The organism is Streptomyces sp. NPDC029152 (genome assembly GCF_055564355.1).
On the sequence record NZ_JBVHWR010000001.1, the window covers coordinates 687,583 to 706,581 of the forward strand.

The 18,999-nt window shown below is 71.1% G+C and carries 19 protein-coding genes; 12 read left to right on the forward strand and 7 right to left on the reverse strand.

Annotation, left to right across the window (positions count from 1 at the left end):
• Positions 1-651: a pirin family protein gene (locus ACZ4V6_RS02955; RefSeq protein WP_467822229.1), complete on the forward strand. Its 651-nt coding sequence runs from the start codon at positions 1-3 to the stop codon at positions 649-651.
• On the opposite strand, the gene ACZ4V6_RS02960 is transcribed toward ACZ4V6_RS02955, so the two are convergent.
• Both ACZ4V6_RS02960 and ACZ4V6_RS02965 read right to left on the reverse strand, forming a co-directional pair.
• Positions 648-1,463 carry a serine hydrolase domain-containing protein gene (locus ACZ4V6_RS02960; RefSeq protein WP_467821976.1) on the reverse strand — a complete coding sequence of 272 codons (816 nt, stop codon included), beginning with the start codon at positions 1,461-1,463 and terminating at the stop codon, positions 648-650. The two genes, ACZ4V6_RS02955 and ACZ4V6_RS02960, sit on opposite strands and share 4 nt — an antisense overlap.
• A gap of 19 nt (positions 1,464-1,482) precedes the next feature.
• Positions 1,483-1,953: a GNAT family N-acetyltransferase gene (locus ACZ4V6_RS02965; protein ID WP_467821977.1), complete on the reverse strand. Its 471-nt coding sequence runs from the start codon at positions 1,951-1,953 to the stop codon at positions 1,483-1,485.
• 97 nt (positions 1,954-2,050) lie between these two features.
• Between ACZ4V6_RS02965 and ACZ4V6_RS02970 the strand changes: the two genes are divergently transcribed.
• On the forward strand, positions 2,051-2,536 hold the full coding sequence (locus ACZ4V6_RS02970) for a MerR family transcriptional regulator (RefSeq protein ID WP_467821978.1): 486 nt from the start codon (positions 2,051-2,053) through the stop codon (positions 2,534-2,536).
• Positions 2,533-3,546, forward strand: coding sequence for an aldo/keto reductase (locus ACZ4V6_RS02975; RefSeq protein ID WP_467821979.1), 1,014 nt, complete (start codon positions 2,533-2,535; stop codon positions 3,544-3,546). The genes ACZ4V6_RS02970 and ACZ4V6_RS02975 overlap by 4 nt, the downstream gene beginning before the upstream one ends.
• Positions 3,547-3,681: 135 nt before the next feature.
• Here the strand turns inward: ACZ4V6_RS02975 and ACZ4V6_RS02980 are convergent, their stop codons facing one another.
• The 3 genes from ACZ4V6_RS02980 to ACZ4V6_RS02990 form a co-directional block, all read right to left on the reverse strand.
• A complete protein-coding gene (locus ACZ4V6_RS02980; RefSeq protein WP_467821980.1) occupies positions 3,682-4,530 on the reverse strand; it encodes a DUF4429 domain-containing protein in 849 nt (282 codons plus the stop codon).
• Between the two features lie 66 nt (positions 4,531-4,596).
• Entirely contained in the window at positions 4,597-5,814 is a 1,218-nt protein-coding gene (locus ACZ4V6_RS02985; protein ID WP_467821981.1) for an alpha/beta hydrolase, read from the reverse strand.
• Between the two features lie 72 nt (positions 5,815-5,886).
• Entirely contained in the window at positions 5,887-6,567 is a 681-nt protein-coding gene (locus ACZ4V6_RS02990; protein WP_467821982.1) for a TetR family transcriptional regulator, read from the reverse strand.
• Between the two features lie 136 nt (positions 6,568-6,703).
• Between ACZ4V6_RS02990 and ACZ4V6_RS02995 the strand changes: the two genes are divergently transcribed.
• The gene (locus tag ACZ4V6_RS02995; protein WP_467821983.1) at positions 6,704-8,320 is read left to right on the forward strand and encodes an MFS transporter; all 1,617 of its coding nucleotides are present in this window, start codon (positions 6,704-6,706) and stop codon (positions 8,318-8,320) included.
• Between the two features lie 253 nt (positions 8,321-8,573).
• On the forward strand, positions 8,574-8,879 hold the full coding sequence (locus tag ACZ4V6_RS03000; protein WP_467821984.1) for a small hydrophobic protein: 306 nt from the start codon (positions 8,574-8,576) through the stop codon (positions 8,877-8,879).
• Positions 8,880-8,972: 93 nt separating this feature from the next.
• On the opposite strand, the gene aceE is transcribed toward ACZ4V6_RS03000, so the two are convergent.
• Positions 8,973-11,720 carry a pyruvate dehydrogenase (acetyl-transferring), homodimeric type gene (gene aceE / locus ACZ4V6_RS03005; RefSeq protein ID WP_467821985.1) on the reverse strand — a complete coding sequence of 916 codons (2,748 nt, stop codon included), beginning with the start codon at positions 11,718-11,720 and terminating at the stop codon, positions 8,973-8,975.
• 377 nt (positions 11,721-12,097) lie between these two features.
• Between aceE and ACZ4V6_RS03010 the strand changes: the two genes are divergently transcribed.
• The 6 genes from ACZ4V6_RS03010 to ACZ4V6_RS03035 all read left to right on the forward strand — a co-directional run bounded on the left by ACZ4V6_RS03010 (position 12,098) and on the right by ACZ4V6_RS03035 (position 16,597).
• Positions 12,098-12,535, forward strand: a complete 438-nt coding sequence (locus tag ACZ4V6_RS03010) for a DUF3052 domain-containing protein (RefSeq protein WP_171990677.1) — start codon at positions 12,098-12,100, stop codon at positions 12,533-12,535.
• 128 nt (positions 12,536-12,663) lie between these two features.
• Entirely contained in the window at positions 12,664-13,122 is a 459-nt protein-coding gene (locus tag ACZ4V6_RS03015) for a peroxiredoxin (protein ID WP_467821986.1), read from the forward strand.
• A gap of 134 nt (positions 13,123-13,256) precedes the next feature.
• A complete protein-coding gene (locus ACZ4V6_RS03020) occupies positions 13,257-13,832 on the forward strand; it encodes a calcium homeostasis/redox stress adaptation protein (protein WP_467821987.1) in 576 nt (191 codons plus the stop codon).
• Positions 13,833-13,943: 111 nt separating this feature from the next.
• Complete coding sequence (locus ACZ4V6_RS03025; RefSeq protein WP_077795968.1) at positions 13,944-14,519, forward strand: TerD family protein; 576 nt, start codon at positions 13,944-13,946, stop codon at positions 14,517-14,519.
• Between the two features lie 49 nt (positions 14,520-14,568).
• Positions 14,569-15,708, forward strand: a complete 1,140-nt coding sequence (locus ACZ4V6_RS03030) for a DUF475 domain-containing protein (RefSeq protein WP_467821988.1) — start codon at positions 14,569-14,571, stop codon at positions 15,706-15,708.
• 151 nt (positions 15,709-15,859) lie between these two features.
• Positions 15,860-16,597 (forward strand): TerD family protein, encoded by a 738-nt coding sequence (locus ACZ4V6_RS03035; protein ID WP_467821989.1) that lies wholly within the window; start codon positions 15,860-15,862, stop codon positions 16,595-16,597.
• A 43-nt stretch (positions 16,598-16,640) separates the two neighbouring features.
• Here the strand turns inward: ACZ4V6_RS03035 and ACZ4V6_RS03040 are convergent, their stop codons facing one another.
• On the reverse strand, positions 16,641-17,570 hold the full coding sequence (locus ACZ4V6_RS03040; protein ID WP_467821990.1) for a TerD family protein: 930 nt from the start codon (positions 17,568-17,570) through the stop codon (positions 16,641-16,643).
• Positions 17,571-17,790: 220 nt separating this feature from the next.
• Here ACZ4V6_RS03040 and ACZ4V6_RS03045 point away from each other — a divergent pair, with 220 nt between their 5' ends.
• Positions 17,791-18,957 carry an HpcH/HpaI aldolase/citrate lyase family protein gene (locus tag ACZ4V6_RS03045; RefSeq protein WP_467821991.1) on the forward strand — a complete coding sequence of 389 codons (1,167 nt, stop codon included), beginning with the start codon at positions 17,791-17,793 and terminating at the stop codon, positions 18,955-18,957.
• Positions 18,958-18,999: the final 42 nt, after the last annotated feature.

The window sequence follows — 18,999 nt, forward strand, 5'->3', positions numbered from 1 at the left end:
ATGGACGTACGGCGCGCCGACGAGCGCTACCCGGGAGGCGACCGGTCGGCCGGCATCGAGTCGCGGCACGCCTTCTCCTTCGGCCCCCACTACGACCCCGACAACCTCCGCTTCGGCGCGCTGATCGCCTGCAACGAGGAGCGCCTCGCCCCCGGCGCGGGCTTCGACGAGCACCCGCACAGCCACACCGAGATCGTCACGTGGGTGGTGGAGGGCGAGCTGACCCACCGGGACACCGCGGGCCACGAGACGCTGGTGCGCGCCGGGGACGTGCAGCGCCTCGGCTCGGCGAGCGGCGTCCGCCACGTCGAGCGCAACGACGGCTCCGCCCCCCTGACCTTCGTCCAGATGTGGCTGGCCCCGCGCGAGCCCGGCGGCGAGCCGTCCTACGAGGTCGTCCGCGGCATCGCCGACTCCACCCCGTACGCCGTCCCGGAGGCGGGCGCGGTGCTCCACGTGCGGCGCCCGGCGGCCGGCGGCCGGACGGCGTTGCCGGACGCGGCGCACGTCTACGTCCACGTCGTGCGCGGCACCGTGCGCCTGGACGGCGAGGAACTGGGGGCGGGCGACGCGGCGCGGATCACGGACGCCGAGGGGAGGGCCGCGGTGGCGGTGACCGCGGCCGAGCTCCTGGTGTGGGAGATGTCCTAGACCTCCGCCAGCACCGCGTCCGTGAACGGCGGCCACGCCTCGACCGCCCACGGTCCGAAGGCGCGGTCGGTCAGCGCCACGCAGGCGAGCCCCGCGTCGGGGTCGATCCACAGGAACGTGCCCGACTGGCCGAAGTGCCCGAAGGTGCGCGGCGAGGACGAGGCGCCCGTCCAGTGCGGGGACTTGGAGCCGCGGATCTCGAAGCCGAGGCCCCAGTCGTTGGGGTTCTGGTGGCCGTAGCCCGGCAGGACGCCCTTGGTGCCCGGGTACTGGACCGTCATCGCCTCGGCGACCGTGCGCGGGTCGAGCAGCCGCGGCGCCTGCACCTCGGCGGCGAACCGCAGCAGGTCCTCGACCGTGGAGACGCCGTCCTTCGCCGGGGATCCCTCCAGGGTGGTGCCCGTCATGCCCAGCGGCTCCAGCACCGCCTGCCGGGCGTACTCGGGGAACGGGATGTCCGTCGCCTTCGCGATGTGGTCGCCGAGCTGTTCGAAACCGGCGTTGGAGTACAGCCGGCGTTCCCCGGGCGGGGCGGTCGTCCGGTGCTCGTCGAAGGCCAGACCCGAGGTGTGCGCGAGGAGGTGACGGACCGTCGAACCGGCCGGACCGGCGGGCTCCTCCAGCTCGATCGCGCCCTCCTCGTACGCGACGAGCGCCGCGTACGCCGCGAGCGGCTTGGTGACCGAGGCGAGGGGGAAGCGCCGCGAGACGGGCCCGTGGGACCCCAGGACCGTGCCGTCGGCGCGCACGACACCCGCCGCCGCGGTGGGGACGGGCCAGTTCTCGATCGACGCGAGGCTCTTCAAGGACATGCCACCGAGCCTAAGCGGCTCACAGGTGCAGCCGCATCGAGGGGGTCGTGTCCCGGGTGAAGCCCATGGCCGCGTACAGCGGCTCCGCGTCGGGGGACGCGGTCAGCATGACGTGCCCGGCGCCCCGTTCGCGGAACCACGCCAGCAGCGCGTCCATGCACCGGCGCGCGTACCCGCGGCGCCGGGCGTCCGGGGCGGTCGCGACGCTGAAGACGTAACCGATCAGCCCGTTCGGGGACCGGCCCGGCCCGCCGATCCGGTACTCCAGGGTTCCCACCACCAGCGCCGCCAGCGCTCCCGGCCGGTCCGGATGGTCGACGACGAACGCCGCGAAGTCCCCGTCCGGGTCGGCCAGCCGCTTCCGCAGCGTGGGCAGGGCGGCGTCCTGCCAGTCGGTGGGTGAGGCGGGGGACATCGCGTCGATCATCACCTGGCGCAGGCGCAGCACTTCCCGCGCGTCCTCAACCACGGCACGGCGTACGAGACTCATGCCGTGCACGCTAGTGACCGGGCCCGTCGGCTGTCCCGCCCATTTCCCGCCCGCCGTGCTTGCCTGGAGTGCACTCCAAGGTCATAGCGTGGGGGCCATGACGGTGATGCAGACCACGGCCGGGCCCGTCCAGCCGGACGCCACCAGAACGGACATCTGCTCCGCCCCGCCCCGGCGCCATCCGCGCCCCGACGGGCAGGACCGCTACACCATCAGCGAGGTCGTCGCCTTCACCGGCCTCACGGCCCACACCCTGCGCTGGTACGAGCGGATCGGCCTGATGTCCACCATCGACCGCTCGCACACCGGGCAGCGCCGCTACAGCAACCGCGACCTCGACTGGCTCGACTTCGTGGGCAAGCTGCGCATGACCGGCATGCCGGTGGCCGACATGGTCCGGTACGCGGAGCTGGTGCGCGAGGGCGAGAGCACGTACCTCGACCGGCGCGAACTCCTGGAGTCGACCCGCCGCGACGTCCTGGCGCGGATCGCGGAGCTCCAGGACACCCTCGCCGTGCTCGACCGCAAGATCAGCTTCTACGGGGACGCGGGACGCGTCCGGGAGGGGGAGAGGGCCCGATGACCGACAGCAGGATCCCGACGGCACGGCTCGGCGACGGCGGCCCGGAGGTGGGCGTCCAGGGCCTGGGCTGCATGGGCATGAGCTTCGCCTACGGCCCCTCGGACGCGGACCGGTCCCGGGCGACCCTGGAGCGGGCGCTCGAGCTGGGCGTCACCCTCTACGACACGGCGGACGTCTACGGGCTCGGCGAGAACGAGAAGTTCCTGGCGCCGTTCCTCCGGGCGCACCGCGACGAGGTCGTCCTCGCGACCAAGTTCGCCCTCTCCCTGGACCACGTCGACCCGACGAGGCGGACGATCCGGGGCGACCCGCCGTACGTCCGCCAGTGCGCCGAGGCGAGTCTCGAACGCCTCGGCACCGACGTGATCGACCTCTACTACATGCACCGGCGCGACGTGAACGTGCCGATCGAGGAGACCGTCGGCGCCATGGCCGAGCTGGTCCGCGAGGGCAAGGTCAAGCACCTGGGCCTGAGCGAGGTCACCGCCGCGGAGCTGCGGGCCGCGCACGCCGTGCACCCGATCGCCGCCGTCCAGTCGGAGTGGTCGCTGTTCAGCCGGGACATCGAGGCGGGCGTGGTGCCGGCCGCCGCCGAGCTGGGCGTCGCCCTGGTGCCGTACTCACCGCTGGGCCGGGGCTTCCTCACCGGCGCCGTCACCGGCACCGACGGCCTGGCCGACGACGACTTCCGCCGCCAGCAGCCCCGCTTCACCGGCGACAACGCGGCGGCCAACGCGGTCCTGCTCGACCCGGTCCGCACGGTCGCCGACGCGCACGGCGCCACCCTCGGCCAGATCGCCCTGGCCTGGGCCCAGCAGCGGGCGCAGGTGCACGGCCTGCCGGTGGTCCCGATCCCGGGCACCCGCGAGCCGGCCCGGGTGGAGGAGAACACGGCGGCGACGGGGATGACCCTGACGGACGAGGAACTCTCCCTCCTGGAACCGATCGCGTCCAAAGTCGCAGGAGACCGCTACGCGGACATGACGTTCACGTCGGCGGGCCGGGAGTAGGGGCGACCACGGCCGGACGCCGGGTACAGCAGCGTCCCCCAGGGGCGCGGGGCTGTGTCGACATGCGGCTCCGCCGCGTGGGCGCGACCGGCCACGGACGGCCGCGTCCGCGAACGCGCCCCCGCCCGGCAGCCGCTAGAGCTGCGCCAGCAGCTCGGCCTTCTTCGAGGAGAACTCCTCGTCCGTCACCAGCCCCTGCCGGTGCAGCTCCCCGAGGTGCCGGATCCGCTCGGCGATGTCCGCGGGGTCCCGCCGGGGCGCCGGTACCGGCACCGGTGCCCCACCACCCTGCTCCCGCACCGCCGCCAGCACCGCCGCGGCGAACGGCAGCGACTCGTGCACCGGCCCGTACCCGAGCCCGAACACGACCGACGCGGGGTCCTGGTCGACCTGCGGAGCGAGTGCCGCGGCGTCCCGCGGCAGCAGCCGCAGGTACCCCTCGAGCGCCTCGGGGGACCGCCACTCCACCCCGCCCAGTCCGGCGACCGGGAAGCTCTGGTCGCCGGCCTTCCACTTCGCCGACGACGCGCCCGTCCAGGACCAGCGGAACGTCACCGTCGTGCCGTCGAAGGACGCCTTCCCGTCGTACGCCTTGAACTGCAGCGGTGCCTCGGGCGCCGCCACCAGGAACCGCTCGGTCCTGCCGGACTCGCCCAGCAGCCCGCGCAGTTCGTCGGCGTAGTACTCCGCGAGGGTCTCCCGCTCGGCGGGCAGCACCAGCCGGTACGGGTCGCAGCCCTCCTTGAGCTGACCGGCCGCCGCCTCCATCAGCGGATCGGCACCGGGGCGCGGCTCGGCGCGCAGCACGACGGTGCCGCGTCTCCCGGGCGTCAGCGTCACTCCGGCGAGCGCCTCCAGCGGGACGCGGCGTCTCCCCAGAGCCTGGAACAGCTTGGGCGTTCGTATCCCCCGTTCGTAGCGGATGAGCACGGAGTCGGACTCGAACTCCCAGGCGGCATGAAATCCGGCCAGTACGTCACCCATGCGGCTCATCGTATGCGGCACGAGCTTCTTCGTCCCCTCCCTGTGCAAACCGGAGTTTCTGCTCTTCTACGCGCGTCCGGCCGCCACTGCTGCGGACAAATCCGCCCGGCATGTGTCGTCCTCGTGGGCGCAGGCGAGCGCGCGGTACGCGCCGACGCCGATCTCGGCGAAGTTCTCGAGGCTCTCCGTGCCCGGCACGAAGTACCCGGCGTGCCCCTGGGCGCCCCGCGCCGACAGCACCCGCGCCCCGAACGCCGCGGACACCGGGTCGGCGCCGTGGCCCAGTCCGCCGAACTCCAGGTTCGGCACGTCCTGGATCCAGTCGTCGGCGTCCCGCATCGACCACACGTGGGCGGAGGTGCGCAGCTGGGAGGCCTTCTCGACCCGCATGCCGGGGCTGCCGGCCACGGCGATGTCGCTGACCCGGCCGGGCAGCGCGTCGGCGGCGACGCCGCACACGACCGAGCCGTAGCTGTGGCAGAACAGCGCGACGGGCGCGCGGCCGGGCAGCGCCCGCAGCAGGGCGTTCAGCCGGACGGCGCCCTGCTCGGCGCGCGACGCCGTGGCCGCCTCCATGCCGAGGCCGCTGGGGGAGGTGTAGTCGGCCCAGGCGATCACCGCCGTGCGCGTGGTGGGGCTCGCCGCGCGTTCGGCCGCGTACAGCGACTCGGCCATGCCGGCGGGCGCCGCGTACTTGCGGCCGGTGCGCTGGAAGGTGAGCAGTTCGGTGTCCACGCCGGGGACGACGACGGACACGCGGTCGGCGCGGTCCAGGTCCCCGAACACCTCGGCGATCCGGCCCGAGCCCGCCGGGTCGAAGGCGAGGACGTGGCGGCCGGGGCCGAGCAGCGACTCGTAGCGCTGCGCGCGCCGGCCCGCCTCCCGCTGCCCGGAGGGGGAGAGGCGCTTGTCGTGCATGCGCTGCCGCTCGACCGCGCGCGCCTCGCGGAGCGCCGCGCGGTTGGCCCGGTAGCGCAGCTCGACGGGCGCGCCGTTCATGTTGCCGACGGCCAGGGGGTAGCGGCGGGCCAGGCCGGCGCGCTGAGCGGCGGTGAGCGAGGCGAAGAAGCGGGACAGCCGGGCGGGATCCGCCTGTGCGTCGGGCAGCCGGCGTCCGTCCATCCGGCCGTGTTCCCAGGCCGTGACCGATGCTTCGAGCGCCGTGGGGCCCCGCTGGTTGCGCAGGGCGGTCCAGCCGGTGGTCGCCAGCATCACGAACACCACGGCCAGGGCGAGCAGGGCGCGCCAGACATTCGATTGCGGGGAGGTGTCGAAGGAAGTCACTGGGAGGACACACTAGGAGAACGGTGGGGTCTCGCGTGAACCAAGTGACACGGATCACGTTTCGCCCGCGTGTTACGGGGTTGTCCGCCAGCTCCCGGCGATCGCCGGCTCCACCTGGTCGAGGTACGAGGCCGTCAGATCGCGCAGCGCCGCCAGGCCCGCGTCGTCCCGCTCCGACCAGATCCGCTCGGTCACCCGCATCACCGCGCCGAAGACGGCCACGACCACGCGCGGCCGCGGGTCCGCGTCCGGGTCGAGGTCCTCGCGGGCGGCGACGATGCGGGCGACCTCCTCCTCCAGCTCGTTCGCGCGCCGCAGATGGGCGGCGAGCAGGGCGGGCGTCGACTCGATCACCCGGTAGAAGCGCATGTGCAGGTCGAGGGGCACCAGCTGCTCGACGGCGACGCCGATGGTGTCCCAGCTCTCCACCAGGGCGCCGCGCAGCGCGTCCAGCGGCGCCTCGCCGGGCGGGCGGCGGCGCACGGCGTCGACGAAGTGCGCCTCGGCGAGCCGCGACACGAAGAACGCCGCCTCCTCCTTGCTCGCGAAGTAGCGGAAGAAGGTGCGCTGCGAGACGTCGGCGGCCTCGGCGATGTCGTCGACGGTCGTCTCCTCGTAGCCGCGCTCGGTGAACAGCTCCAGGGCGGAACGCAGCAGCGTGTCCCGGGTGCGCCGCTTCTTGCGTTCGCGCAGGCCCGGTCGGGGAGCCGCCCGGGCGTCTTCCGCCGCCACCGGCGTGTCCGCCGTCTCCAAAAGGTGTCTCCTCGTCTCCCGCGCGTCCCCGTTTCCGCAGATCAGGCTACGTTCAGGCTATACGGGGATGTCGTGTCAGTTACTGACTGATGAATTGGTTTGTCAACTGTCAGTGGCTGTCACTAGCCTCGACGGTATGACTAGTCAGACCACCATCGACAAGACCGGGCCGGAGGGCGGACCGCCCACGCCGTCGGACGCGACGCCCGCCTCGGGGCTGCGCGGCCACCCGTGGGTCACCCTCGTCACCGTCGCGGTAGGCGTCATGATGGTGGCCCTGGACGGCACCATCGTGGCCATCGCCAACCCGGCCATCAAGGACGACCTGCACGCGACCCTCGCCGACGTGCAGTGGATCACCAACGCCTACTTCCTCGCCCTCGCGGTGTCCCTGATCACCGCGGGCAAGCTCGGCGACCGCTTCGGGCACCGGCAGACCTTCCTCATCGGCGTGACCGGCTTCGCCGCCGCCTCCGGGGCGATCGGCCTGTCGGACAGCATCGCGATGGTGGTGGCGTTCCGCGTCCTGCAGGGCCTGTTCGGGGCGCTGCTGATGCCCGCCGCGCTCGGCCTGCTGCGGGCCACCTTCCCGGCCGAGAAGCTCAACATGGCCATCGGCATCTGGGGCATGGTCATCGGTGCCTCGACGGCGGGTGGTCCGATCCTCGGCGGTGTCCTGGTCGAGCACGTCAACTGGCAGTCGGTCTTCTTCATCAACGTGCCGGTCGGCGCCCTCGCGCTGGTCCTCGGTCTGCTGATCCTGCGCGACCACCGGGTGGAGAACGCGCCGCGCTCCTTCGACATCCTCGGCATCGCGTTGCTCTCCGGCGCGATGTTCTGCCTGGTGTGGGCCCTCATCAAGGCGCCGGTCTGGGGCTGGGGCGGCGGCAGGACCTGGTTGTTCATCGCCGTCTCCGTCGTGGCCTTCGCCGCCTTCGCCTTCTGGGAGACGAAGGTGAGGGAGCCGCTGATCCCGCTGGCGATGTTCCGTTCGGTACCGCTGTCGGCGGGTGTCGTCCTGATGGTGCTGATGGCCATCGCCTTCATGGGCGGCCTCTTCTTCGTCACCTTCTACCTCCAGAACGTGCACGGCATGAGCCCGATCGACGCCGGCCTGCACCTGCTGCCGCTCACCGGCATGATGATCGTCGGCTCGCCGCTGGCCGGGGCGATGATCACCAAGGTCGGCCCGCGCATCCCGCTCGCGGGCGGCATGGCGTTCACCGCGGCCGCCATGTACGGCATGTCCACGCTGGAGACGGACACCGGCAGCCTGACGATGTCGATCTGGTTCGCCCTGCTCGGCCTCGGTCTCGCGCCCGTCATGGTCGGTGCGACCGAGGTCATCGTCGGCAACGCGCCGATGGAGCTGTCCGGCGTGGCCGGCGGCCTCCAGCAGGCGGCGATGCAGATCGGCGGCAGCCTCGGTACGGCGGTGCTGGGCGCCGTCATGGCCTCCAAGGTCGACAACGACCTGGCGGGCAACTGGGTGGACGCCGGGCTCCCCGAGCTGACGCCGGAACAGCTCGGCCGGGCATCCGAGGCGGTCCAGGTCGGCGTGGCCCCGGTGACCGAGGGCACCCCCGCCCCGATCGCCGCGAAGATCGCGGACGTCGCGCACGACACCTTCATCTCCGGCATGAGCCTGGCGTCGCTCGTCGCCGCGGGCGTCGCCGCCGTGGCGGTGCTGGTCGCGTTCCTCACCAAGCGCGGTGACAACGCCGAGGCCGGCGCGGGCGTGGGCCACATCTGACGGAGGGTCCGGTCCCGTCGCCCGGTTCGTCCATCAGGGTGACAGGACCGGCGAACCCTCCCCTCCGGAGGGCCTCGCAGGTCACAGTGGGTCAAGTCCTCCGCAGGGCATGGGGACGAGAGGCTGCGGCGCGCTGCTGGAGGGGGGCAGCGCGCAGGCAGCACGCCGCAAAGGGATGGTCCACCCGGCCGCGGGTACTCGCACATCAACCCGAGATGAACCCGAACTCGACGAGTGGTTCAGGGAGTTGACGATGGCGAGCTTCGGACACGGAACACGCAGGAACCCCCGGTCGCCCGGCCGGACGTGGTCAGGGACCGGGCCGGACCGCGCGACGCTCGGCATCATCGGAGTCGTCTGCGCCGTCGCGGGATTCTTCACGCTGGGGATCGTCCTCGGCCCCGCCGCGATGGTCTGCGGATGGCTCGCCATGGGGCGCGGCCGGGCGGGGTCCCGCCCGGTGCCGGCGGTGGTCGCCCTCGCCCTGGGCGCCATCGACACGCTCCTGGCGATCATCTGGCTCGCCGGATCGGCCGGCATGGGCAACGGCATGCTCTGACCGGCCGGCGGGCCCGGACCCGAGCGCGAACGAGGAGGGCCCCCGGCACCGCCGGGGGCCCTCCTCGTTCCGTGTCGGCCGGCTCGCCCGCCGCTACGCGTCACCGCCCGCGACCCCGGGGTCGGCCGCCGTCACGTCCAGCAGCCGGTACCGGTCGACCGCCTGCTTCAGTGCCGACCGGTCGATCCTGCCCTCCCGGGCCAGCTCGGTCAGCACGCCCACCACGATCGACTCGGCGTCGATGTGGAAGAAGCGCCGGGCCGCACCGCGCGTGTCCGCGAAGCCCCAGCCGTCGGCGCCCAGCGACTGGTACGGCCCCGGCACCCACCGCGCGATCTGGTCCGGCACCGACCGCATCCAGTCGGACACCGCCACGAACGGCCCCTCGGCGCCGGCCAGCTTCCGCGTCACGTACGGCACCCGCTGCTCCTCCTCGGGGTGGAGCAGGTTGTGCTCCTCGCACGCCACCGCCTCGCGACGCAGCTCGTTCCAGGAGGTCGCCGACCACACGTCGGCCCGTACGTTCCACTCGTCGGCGAGGATCCGCTGCGCCTGAAGGGCCCACGGCACCGCGACACCGGACGCCATGATCTGCGCCGGGATCGCGCCGCCCGTGCCCTCGCTGAAGCGGTGGATGCCCTTGAGGATGCCCTCGACGTCCACGTTCTCGGGCTCGGCCGGGTGCCGGATCGGCTCGTTGTAGACGGTGAGGTAGTAGAAGACGTCCTCCCCGTGCGGGTGCTGCTCGTCCGCGCCGTACATCCGGCGCAGGCCGTCCTCGACGATGTGCGCGATCTCGAAGCCGAAGGCCGGGTCGTACGCCACGCACGCCGGGTTCGTGGAGGCCAGCAGCTGCGAGTGGCCGTCCGCGTGCTGGAGGCCCTCACCGGTCAGCGTCGTGCGGCCCGCGGTGGCGCCCAGCACGAAACCGCGCGCCAGCTGGTCGCCCATCTGCCAGAACTGGTCGCCGGTGCGCTGGAAACCGAACATCGAGTAGAAGACGTAGACCGGGATGAGCGGCTCGCCGTGCGTGGCGTACGCCGAGCCCGCCGCGATCAGCGAGGCCGTGCAGCCGGCCTCCGAGATGCCGTCGTGCAGCATCTGGCCGTTCGGCGCCTCCTTGTAGGCGAGCAGCAGATCCCGGTCCACGGACTCGTACTGCTGGCCGAGCGGGTTGTAGATCTTCGCGCTCGGGAAGAAGGAGTCCATGCCGAACGTGCGGTACTCGTCCGGCGCGATCAGCACGAACCGCTTGCCGAGTTCCTTGTCCCGCATGAGGTCCTTGAGCAGCCGCACGAAGGCCATCGTCGTCGCGATGGACTGCTGGCCCGACCCCTTCTTCACGGTCGCGTACACCTGCTCGGGCGGCATCGGCAGGGGCTTGGAACGCACCACACGGGTCGGCACGTAGCCGCCGCAGCCCTTGCGGCGGTCGTGCATGTACTGGATCTCCTCCGTGTCCCGGCCCGGGTGGTAGTACGGCGGCGGGCCGGACTCCAGCTCCTTGTCGGAGATCGGCAGGTGCAGCCGGTCGCGGAAGCGCTTGAGGTCGTCGACCGTCAGCTTCTTCATCTGGTGCGTGGCGTTGCGGCCCTCGAAGTTCGGCCCCAGCGTCCAGCCCTTGATCGTCTTGGCCAGGATGACCGTCGGCTGGCCCTTGTGCTCGACGGCCGCCTTGTAGGCCGCGTAGATCTTCCTGTGGTCGTGCCCGCCGCGGCCCAGGTGCAGGATCTGGTCGTCGGTCATGTTCTCGACCATCGCGCGCAGCCGGTGGTCGTCGCCGAAGAAGTGCTCGCGGATGTAGGCGCCGGACTCGGTGGCGTAGGTCTGGAACTGGCCGTCCGGCGTGGTGTTCATCTTGTTGACCAGCACGCCGTCGCGGTCCTGGGCGAGCAGCGGGTCCCAGGTGCGGTCCCACACCAGCTTGATCACGTTCCAGCCGGCGCCCCGGAAGATCGACTCCAGCTCCTGGATGATCTTGCCGTTGCCGCGCACCGGGCCGTCCAGGCGCTGCAGGTTGCAGTTGACCACGAAGGTCAGGTTGTCCAGGCCCTCGCGGGCGGCGATGGACAACTGGCCCAGCGACTCCGGCTCGTCCATCTCGCCGTCGCCGAGGAACGCCCACACGTGCGACTTCGAGGTGTCGGCGATGCCGCGCGCGTGCATGTAGCGGTTCATCCGCGCCTGGTAGATGGCGCCGATCGGGCCGAGGCCCATCGACACGGTCGGGAACTCCCAGAAGTCCGGCATCGAGCGCGGGTGCGGGTACGACGACAGCATGTACGGCGCCTTGGACTTCTCCTGGCGGAAGCCGTCCAGGTGCTGCTCGGTCAGCCGGTCCAGCAGGTACGCGCGGGCGTAGATGCCCGGCGAGGCGTGCCCCTGGAAGAAGACCTGGTCGCCGCCGTCGCCCTCGTCCTTGCCGCGGAAGAAGTGGTTGAAGCCCACGTCGTACAGCGAGGCGGAGGAGGCGAAGGTGGCGATGTGGCCGCCGACGCCGATGCCGGGCCGCTGCGCGCGCGAGACCATCACGGCGGCGTTCCAGCGGGTGGCGTTGAGGATCTTGCGCTCGATCTCCTCGTTGCCGGGGAAGAACGGCTCGCTCTTGGTCGGGATGGTGTTGACGTAGTCCGTGCTGCGCATCTCGGGCACGGCCACGCGCTTCTCGCGGGCCCGCTCGATCAGCCGCAGCATCAGGTAGCGGGCCCGCTCCCGGCCCCGCTCGTCGACGGCGGCGTCCAGGGAGTCGAGCCACTCCTGGGTTTCCTCGGGGTCGAAGTCAGGAACCTGACTCGGCAGGCCGCCAATGATGATCGGATTGCGATCGGATGCGGAAGCCACGCTGTTCCTTCGCTGTCGGAGGGCCACTTTTGCCGGGGTGTCTGCGCCGGTCCCCCATCGTGTACCTCGCGGGGGCGAACGTCATCTGTACCGTGGGGTAACCGGTTCTCCCGTGAGAGCCGGCGGCACGTTCATTCGAGTCTCGTACCCATACATGGTTCCCAAATACGCAAACGGGGCACAAAGGTGTGGTGTACGTCACCTTCGGCTCGGACGGCACGGCTGGAGTTGCGGCGACACGGCCGGGATCGTCACCGTTTCGGCGGTCCCAGTCGCCGGGTACTTGCGCGATCCGTCCCGCCCGTGTGGACTACGGCCAAGCTTCGCGCACGCGCGTGGCTGAAGACATCACCCAAGACATGATCAGGAGGCAACCCGTGAGCGCGACCGCGGACCACGCGGAGGAGCGGACGAACCCTGCCGCCAGGCTGGGGTTCCAGCCCGGGCAGGTGGTCCAGGAGATCGGCTACGACGACGACGTCGACCAGGAGCTCCGCGAGGCCATCGAGGGCGCCGTCGAGGGCGAACTGGTGGACGAGGACTACGAGGACGTGGCCGACGCCGTCGTGCTGTGGTTCCGTGACGACGACGGCGACCTGACGGATGCGCTGGTGGATGCCACCACGTACATCGAGGAGGGCGGGGCGATCCTGCTCCTCACGCCGAAGACCGGCCGTGCCGGGTACGTCGAGGCCAGCGACATCTCGGAGGCCGCCACGACGGCCGGACTGACGGCGTCCAAGAGCGTCAGCGTCGGCAAGGACTGGAGCGGCAGCCGGCTGGCCACCCCCAAGGCGGCCAAGTCGAAGCGGTAGCCGGTCCGGCTCCGCACCACCCGACCCGCGGACGGGCCGACCGCCGTCGGCCCGTCCGCGGGTCCGTGATGACCCCTGCGTAGGGTGGTTTCCAGCGAGAACCACCCCTCGAAGGGACGAACAGGACCATGGCGATCCAGGTCGGCGACAAGGCCCCCGACTTCGAACTCAAGGACAACCACGGCGCGACCGTGAAGCTGTCCGATTTCCACGGCCGGAAGAACGTCGTGCTGCTCTTCTACCCGTTCGCCTTCACCGGCGTGTGCACGGGCGAGCTGTGCGAGGTGCGGGACAACCTGCCGCAGTTCTCCGACCGCGGCACCCAGGTGCTCGCCGTCTCCAACGACTCCATCCACACGCTGCGCGTCTTCGCCGAGCAGGAGGGTCTGGAGTACCCGCTGCTGTCCGACTTCTGGCCGCACGGCAACGTCTCGCGCGCCTACGGCGTCTTCGACGAGGACAAGGGCTGCGCCGTCCGCGGCACCTTCATCATCGACCGGGAGGGCGTCGTCCGCTGGACCGTCGTCAACGGCCTGCCGGACGCCCGCGACCTGGGCGAGTACGTGAAGGCGCTCGACGCCCTCTGACCGACACCGCGCGCTCCGTCGGCCTGCGGCGGGCGGGAACCCGTCACTAGGATCGATTCGTTGATCCGACAGCCACAACACGTCATCCAACGCACTACGGGGCCTCCCGGCCCCTGGACACCAAGGGAGGACTCGTGGGAGTCAGCCTCAGCAAGGGCGGCAACGTATCGCTGACCAAGGAGGCCCCGGGACTGACCGCGGTCATCGTCGGTCTGGGCTGGGACGTCCGCACCACGACCGGCACCGACTTCGACCTCGACGCCAGCGCGCTGCTGCTCAACAGCTCCGGCAAGGTCGCCAGTGACGCGCACTTCGTGTTCTTCAACAACCTCAAGAGCCCGGACGGCTCCGTCGAGCACACCGGCGACAACCTCACCGGTGAGGGCGAGGGGGACGACGAGCAGATCAAGATCGACCTCGCCGGCGTGCCCGCCGACGTCGAGAAGATCGTCTTCCCGGTCTCGATCTACGACGCCGAGAACCGCCAGCAGTCCTTCGGCCAGGTCCGCAACGCCTTCATCCGCGTCGTCAACCAGGCCGGCGGCGCCGAGATCGCCCGGTACGACCTGAGCGAGGACGCCTCCACGGAGACCGCCATGGTCTTCGGCGAGCTGTACCGGCACGGAGCGGAGTGGAAGTTCCGGGCCATCGGCCAGGGCTACGCCTCCGGCCTGCGCGGCATCGCCCAGGACTTCGGCGTGAACGTCTGAGTCACCGCTCCGTCCGAGGCGACGGCCTCGATCGTCCGGCGCCGCACGGTTTACGTGCGGCGCCGGACGCGCAGGAAACCCAAGAACCATCACCCGGGGAGGGACCATCACATGGGCGTCACTCTTGCCAAGGGGGGCAACGTCTCCCTGTCCAAGGCCGCACCGAACCTCACGCAGGTGCTGGTCGGCCTCGGCTGGGACGCGCGTTCCACCACCGGAGCACCCTTCGACCTCGACGCGAGCGCACTGGTGTGCAGCGGGGGCCGGGTGCTCGGGGACGAGTGGTTCGTCTTCTACAACCAGCTCAAGAGCCCGGACGGCTCCATCGAGCACACCGGCGACAATCTGACCGGCGAGGGCGAGGGCGACGACGAGTCGCTGCTCGTCGACCTCTCCAAGGTGCCCGCCCACTGCGACAAGATCGTCTTCCCGGTCTCGATCCACATGGCGGACGAGCGCGGCCAGACCTTCGGTCAGGTCAGCAACGCCTTCATCCGGGTGGTCAACCAGGCCGACGGCCAGGAACTCGCCCGCTACGACCTGAGCGAGGACGCCTCCACGGAGACCGCGATGATCTTCGGCGAGCTCTACCGCTACCAGGGCGAGTGGAAGTTCCGTGCGGTGGGACAGGGGTACGCGTCGGGGCTCCGAGGCATCGCTCTAGACTTCGGAGTCAACGTTTCGTAAAGCCGAGTACGGCGCGGGGGAGCCCCGTACACACACGATTGGGTAGCCAGTGCTTCTGAAAACCTTCGGCTGGTCGTTCGCGGTCACCGCGCTCGGCTTGGTCGCGGCGGTCTTCTACGGGGGGTGGACCGCTTTCGGACTCGTGGCGATCCTCTCCATCATGGAGATCTCGCTGTCGTTCGACAACGCGGTGGTCAACGCCGGGATCCTGAAGAAGATGAACGCCTTCTGGCAGAAGATCTTTCTCACCGTCGGCGTCCTGATCGCCGTCTTCGGCATGCGCCTGGTCTTCCCGGTCGTCATCGTGGCCATCAGCGCCAAACTCGGACCGATCGAGGCCGTCGACCTCGCCCTCACCGACAAGGACCGCTACCAGGAGCTGGTCACCGACGCCCACCCGTCGATCGCCGCCTTCGGTGGCATGTTCCTGCTGATGATCTTCCTCGACTTCATCTTCGAGGACCGGGACATCAAGTGGCTGGCCTGGCTGGAGCGTCCGCTGGCCAAGCTCGGCAAGGTCGACATGCTGTCGGTCTGCATCGCCCTGATCGTGCTGCTCGTCACCTCGATGACCTTCGCCACCCAGGCCCACCTGCACGCCGGCCACGCCGACAAGGCGGAGACGGTCCTCATCTCCGGCATCGCGGGTCTGATCACCTACCTGATCGTCGGCGGTCTCTCCGGCTACTTCGAGGACAAGCTCGAGGAGGAGGAGGAACGCGAGCACGAGGCCGAGGAGGAGGCCGCGCGCACCGGCAAGCCCCGCTCGGCCGTCGCGCTGGCAGGCAAGGCCGCGTTCTTCATGTTCCTCTACCTGGAGGTGCTGGACGCGTCGTTCTCCTTCGACGGCGTCATCGGCGCCTTCGCCATCACCAACGACATCGTCCTGATGGCCCTCGGCCTGGGCATCGGCGCCATGTACGTGCGGTCCCTGACCGTCTACCTGGTGCGTGAGGGCACCCTCGACGACTACGTCTACCTGGAGCACGGCGCCCACTACGCCATCGGCGCCCTCGCCGTCATCCTGCTGGTCACCATCCAGTACGAGATCAGCGAGATCGTCACCGGCCTCATCGGCGTGGTCCTGATCGGCTGGTCCTTCTTCTCCTCCGTGCGCCGCAACAGGGCGCTCGCGGCGGCCGGGGGATCGGGCGAGGGAGACAAGACGGAGGTCTCCTCGGGGGTGTGACACCCTGACGGTCCCGGACCGGTGCGCCCCCGGTGCGCCCACGCCACCGGTGTGAACCCGGCCCGGACGAGGAACGCTCTGTGCGGGGCGGCCGACGAGGACGACTCCTCGGGGCCGCCCCGTCGGCGGTGAAGGGAACGTGGGGGCGGGAATGGGCTTCTTGGACGGGCTGTGGCGCGGCCGCGAGAGCGAGTTCGACTCGGGCAGCGCGGCCACCAACTCCATCGAGCTGACCAAACGGCACGGCCAGGTCTCCCTGACGAAACAGGGCGCGGCCACCGGGCACCTGCGCATCAACCTCACCTGGCGGATGCGCACCTCGGACATCATGGGCAACCAGCGCGAGAGCCTGCTGCGCCACCCCTTCAAGGCGCTCAAGCCCCCCGAGGTCGTCGGCCACAGCCAGAGCATGGTCAACGTCGACCTCGACCTCGGCTGCCTCTACGAGCTCCAGGACGGCACCAGGGGCGTCGTCCAGCCGCTCGGCGGCTACCTGGGCGACGTCAACGCCCCGCCGTACGTCAAGCTCAGCGGCGACGACCGGTTCGGCTCGGCCTCCGGTGAGACGATCTACGTCAACCTCGACCACAAGGACGCCATCAAGCGTCTGCTGCTCTTCGCCTACATCTACGACCAGACGCCGGCCTTCGACCGTACGCACGCCATCGTCACGCTGTACCCGAGCAACGGGCCGCGCATCGAGATAGGCCTCGACGAGCGGCACCCGCAGGCCCGCTCGTGCGCCGTGGTGATGATCGAGAACGTCAAGGGCGAGATCCTGGTCCGCCGCGAGGTGAAGTTCGTCTACGGCTTCCAGGGAGAGCTGGACCGGCTCTACGGATGGGGGCTGCAGTGGGGACGGGGCTACAAGACCAAGGTCGAGCGATGAGCCCCGCGCCGGCCGGTCCCGGCGCTCCCGCGGCCCGCGCGCCCTACCGGCCGACGAACTGCGGCCCCTGCGGCGGCAGCCGGAAGTCCGGGTCGGGCGCCGCGGTGGCCGCCGGCGGATAGCCGTAGCCGGGCCGGCCGGCGGCCCCGGAGGTGGCGGGCGGCGTCTGCGGGTAGCCGTAGGTCGCGGCGGCCGGCTGCGGGTAGCCGTAGCCGGGCTGCGCGGCCGGGGGCTGCTGCGGGTAGCCGTAGCCGGGCCGGCCCGGCACTCCCGGGGGCTGCTCCGGCGGCAGCGGGTGCGAGACCTCGGGCGCGGCCGGGACGGGCAGCGGCTGCACGGTCGTCGGCTGTTCCGGGTCGACCACGGGGCGGGCGGGCGTCTGCGCGGCCGGCTCCGGCGCGGGCGCGGCCTCCGGTTCCCCGGCCGCCTCGGACTCGTCCACCGAGATGCCGAAGTCGGTCGCCAGGCCCTTCAGCCCGTTCGAGTAGCCCTCGCCGAGTGCCCGGAACTTCCAGCCCTCCCCGCGCCGGTACAGCTCGCCGCAGATCAGCGCGGTCTCCTGGCCCGTCTCCGGCTTCACGTCGAAGCAGGCCAGCGGATCCCCGTCCGGGTCCGCCGCGTCGTACAGCAGGATGCGCAGGTCCCGTACGCGGTCGAAGGCCACCCCGTCCGCCGAGGCGACCAGCAGGACCCGGCCCACCGAGGGCTCGACGCCGGAGAGGTCCGTCTGGATCGTGTCGGTCAGACCTTCGGCGACCCGCTTCTTGCCGAGCCGCCAGACCTGCCCGGACGGATGCCGGGGCTGGTTGTAGAAGACGAAGTCCTCGTCGGAACGCACACGCCCCTCGGGGCCCAGGAGCAACGCGGAGGCATCGACGTCGGGGACCCCCTGCCCGGGTGACCAGCGCAGCACGGCGCGTACCGTGGTGGCTTGCAGCGGGATGTTCGACCCCTTCAGCATCGCGTGCGTCATGCCGTCATCCTGCCCTCTCGGTCCTGCTCACGACAACGCGGGGGCGGGATACCCGGTGGCTGTCCGGACCGTGCCCGCACGGCCCCGGCCGCCCGCCGCCGACCCGGCGGGGTCACCCGGAATTCATGCCCGGTGGGAACCACCGACATGAATACGTACGTACTATTACCGGCCACCTTGGACCGCCGACCGATCGCCCAGACACCGCGGGGGAGTATTCATGCGTCATTTCGGGCACATCGCCCCTGAGGTGCGCGGGCGCCTCTTCCACCGAGAGCCCTGCGCGTTCACCGCGGACTCCCCGGCCAGGCTGCTGTCCGCGGCCCTGGGAGCCACGCTCTACAGCCCCGCCACCCGGCCGAAGCTCGCCGACGACGTCCTCAAGCAGGGGGCGCGCGGGGTGGTGTCGATGGTGCTGTGCCTGGAGGACTCGATCGACGACGCCGACGTGGCGGCCGGCGAGGAGAACCTCGTACGGCACTTCACGGACCTGGCGAACCGCCCCGGCGCGGACGTGCCGCTGCTGTTCGTCCGGGTGCGCACCCCCGGACAGATGACCGACCTCGTGCGGCGCTTCGGCCCGGCGGTGCGGCTGCTGTCCGGATTCGTGCTGCCCAAGTTCACCGAGGAACGCGGCACGGCCTTCCTGGAGGCGCTCACCGCGGCCGAGGCGGCGAGCGGCCGGCGCCTGTTCGCCATGCCGGTGCTGGAGTCGCCGGACCTGCTGTACCGCGAGTCGCGCGTGCAGACGCTGGAGGGCATCTTCCGCGCGGTCGACAAGTACCGCGACCGGGTGCTCGCCCTGCGCCTGGGCGTGACCGACTTCTGCTCCTCCTACGGGCTGCGCCGGGCCCCCGACATGACGGCCTACGACGTCCAGGTGGTCGCCTCCGTGATCGCCGACGTGGTGAACATGCTCGGCCGGGCCGACGGCACCGGGTTCACCGTGACCGGGCCGGTGTGGGAGTACTTCCGGGTCCAGGAAAGGATGTTCAAACCGCAACTGCGGCAGAGCCCGTTCCTGGAGGGGCAGGCCGTGGAGCTGCGCCAGAAGCTGATCGAGCACTCCATGGACGGCCTGCTGCGGGAGATCGCGCTGGACCACGCCAACGGCCTGCTCGGCAAGACCTGCATCCACCCCTCGCACGTGCTGCCGGTGCACGCCCTGTCCGTCGTCAGCCACGAGGAGTTCAGCGACGCCCAGGACATCCTGAGCCCCGAGCGCGGCGGCGGGGGCGTGCTGCGGTCCGCGTACACGAACAAGATGAACGAGGTGAAGCCGCACCGCGCCTGGGCGGAGCGGACCCTGCTGCGCGCCGAGGTCTTCGGCGTGGCCAACGAGGACGTCGGCTTCGTGGAACTCCTCGCCGCCGGCCTGTCCGACTGAACCCGCCCGACCGAACCCGTCCGACCGAACCCGTCCGACCGA

Excerpts from the sequence above, each read along its gene's own strand:
- ACZ4V6_RS02955 (WP_467822229.1), top strand. The coding sequence starts at position 1 with ATGGACGTACGGCGCGCCGACGAGCGCTACCCGGGAGGCGACCGGTCG.
- ACZ4V6_RS02965 (WP_467821977.1), bottom strand. The coding sequence starts at position 1,953 with ATGAGTCTCGTACGCCGTGCCGTGGTTGAGGACGCGCGGGAAGTGCTG.
- ACZ4V6_RS02995 (WP_467821983.1), top strand. The coding sequence starts at position 6,704 with ATGACTAGTCAGACCACCATCGACAAGACCGGGCCGGAGGGCGGACCG.
- ACZ4V6_RS03025 (WP_077795968.1), top strand. The coding sequence starts at position 13,944 with ATGGGCGTCACTCTTGCCAAGGGGGGCAACGTCTCCCTGTCCAAGGCC.
- ACZ4V6_RS03045 (WP_467821991.1), top strand. The coding sequence starts at position 17,791 with ATGCGTCATTTCGGGCACATCGCCCCTGAGGTGCGCGGGCGCCTCTTC.
- ACZ4V6_RS03015 (WP_467821986.1), top strand. The coding sequence starts at position 12,664 with ATGGCGATCCAGGTCGGCGACAAGGCCCCCGACTTCGAACTCAAGGAC.
- ACZ4V6_RS02960 (WP_467821976.1), bottom strand. The coding sequence starts at position 1,463 with ATGTCCTTGAAGAGCCTCGCGTCGATCGAGAACTGGCCCGTCCCCACC.
- ACZ4V6_RS02975 (WP_467821979.1), top strand. The coding sequence starts at position 2,533 with ATGACCGACAGCAGGATCCCGACGGCACGGCTCGGCGACGGCGGCCCG.
- ACZ4V6_RS02970 (WP_467821978.1), top strand. The coding sequence starts at position 2,051 with ATGACGGTGATGCAGACCACGGCCGGGCCCGTCCAGCCGGACGCCACC.
- ACZ4V6_RS02980 (WP_467821980.1), bottom strand. The coding sequence starts at position 4,530 with ATGGGTGACGTACTGGCCGGATTTCATGCCGCCTGGGAGTTCGAGTCC.
- ACZ4V6_RS03035 (WP_467821989.1), top strand. The coding sequence starts at position 15,860 with ATGGGCTTCTTGGACGGGCTGTGGCGCGGCCGCGAGAGCGAGTTCGAC.
- ACZ4V6_RS03000 (WP_467821984.1), top strand. The coding sequence starts at position 8,574 with ATGGCGAGCTTCGGACACGGAACACGCAGGAACCCCCGGTCGCCCGGC.
- ACZ4V6_RS03040 (WP_467821990.1), bottom strand. The coding sequence starts at position 17,570 with ATGACGCACGCGATGCTGAAGGGGTCGAACATCCCGCTGCAAGCCACC.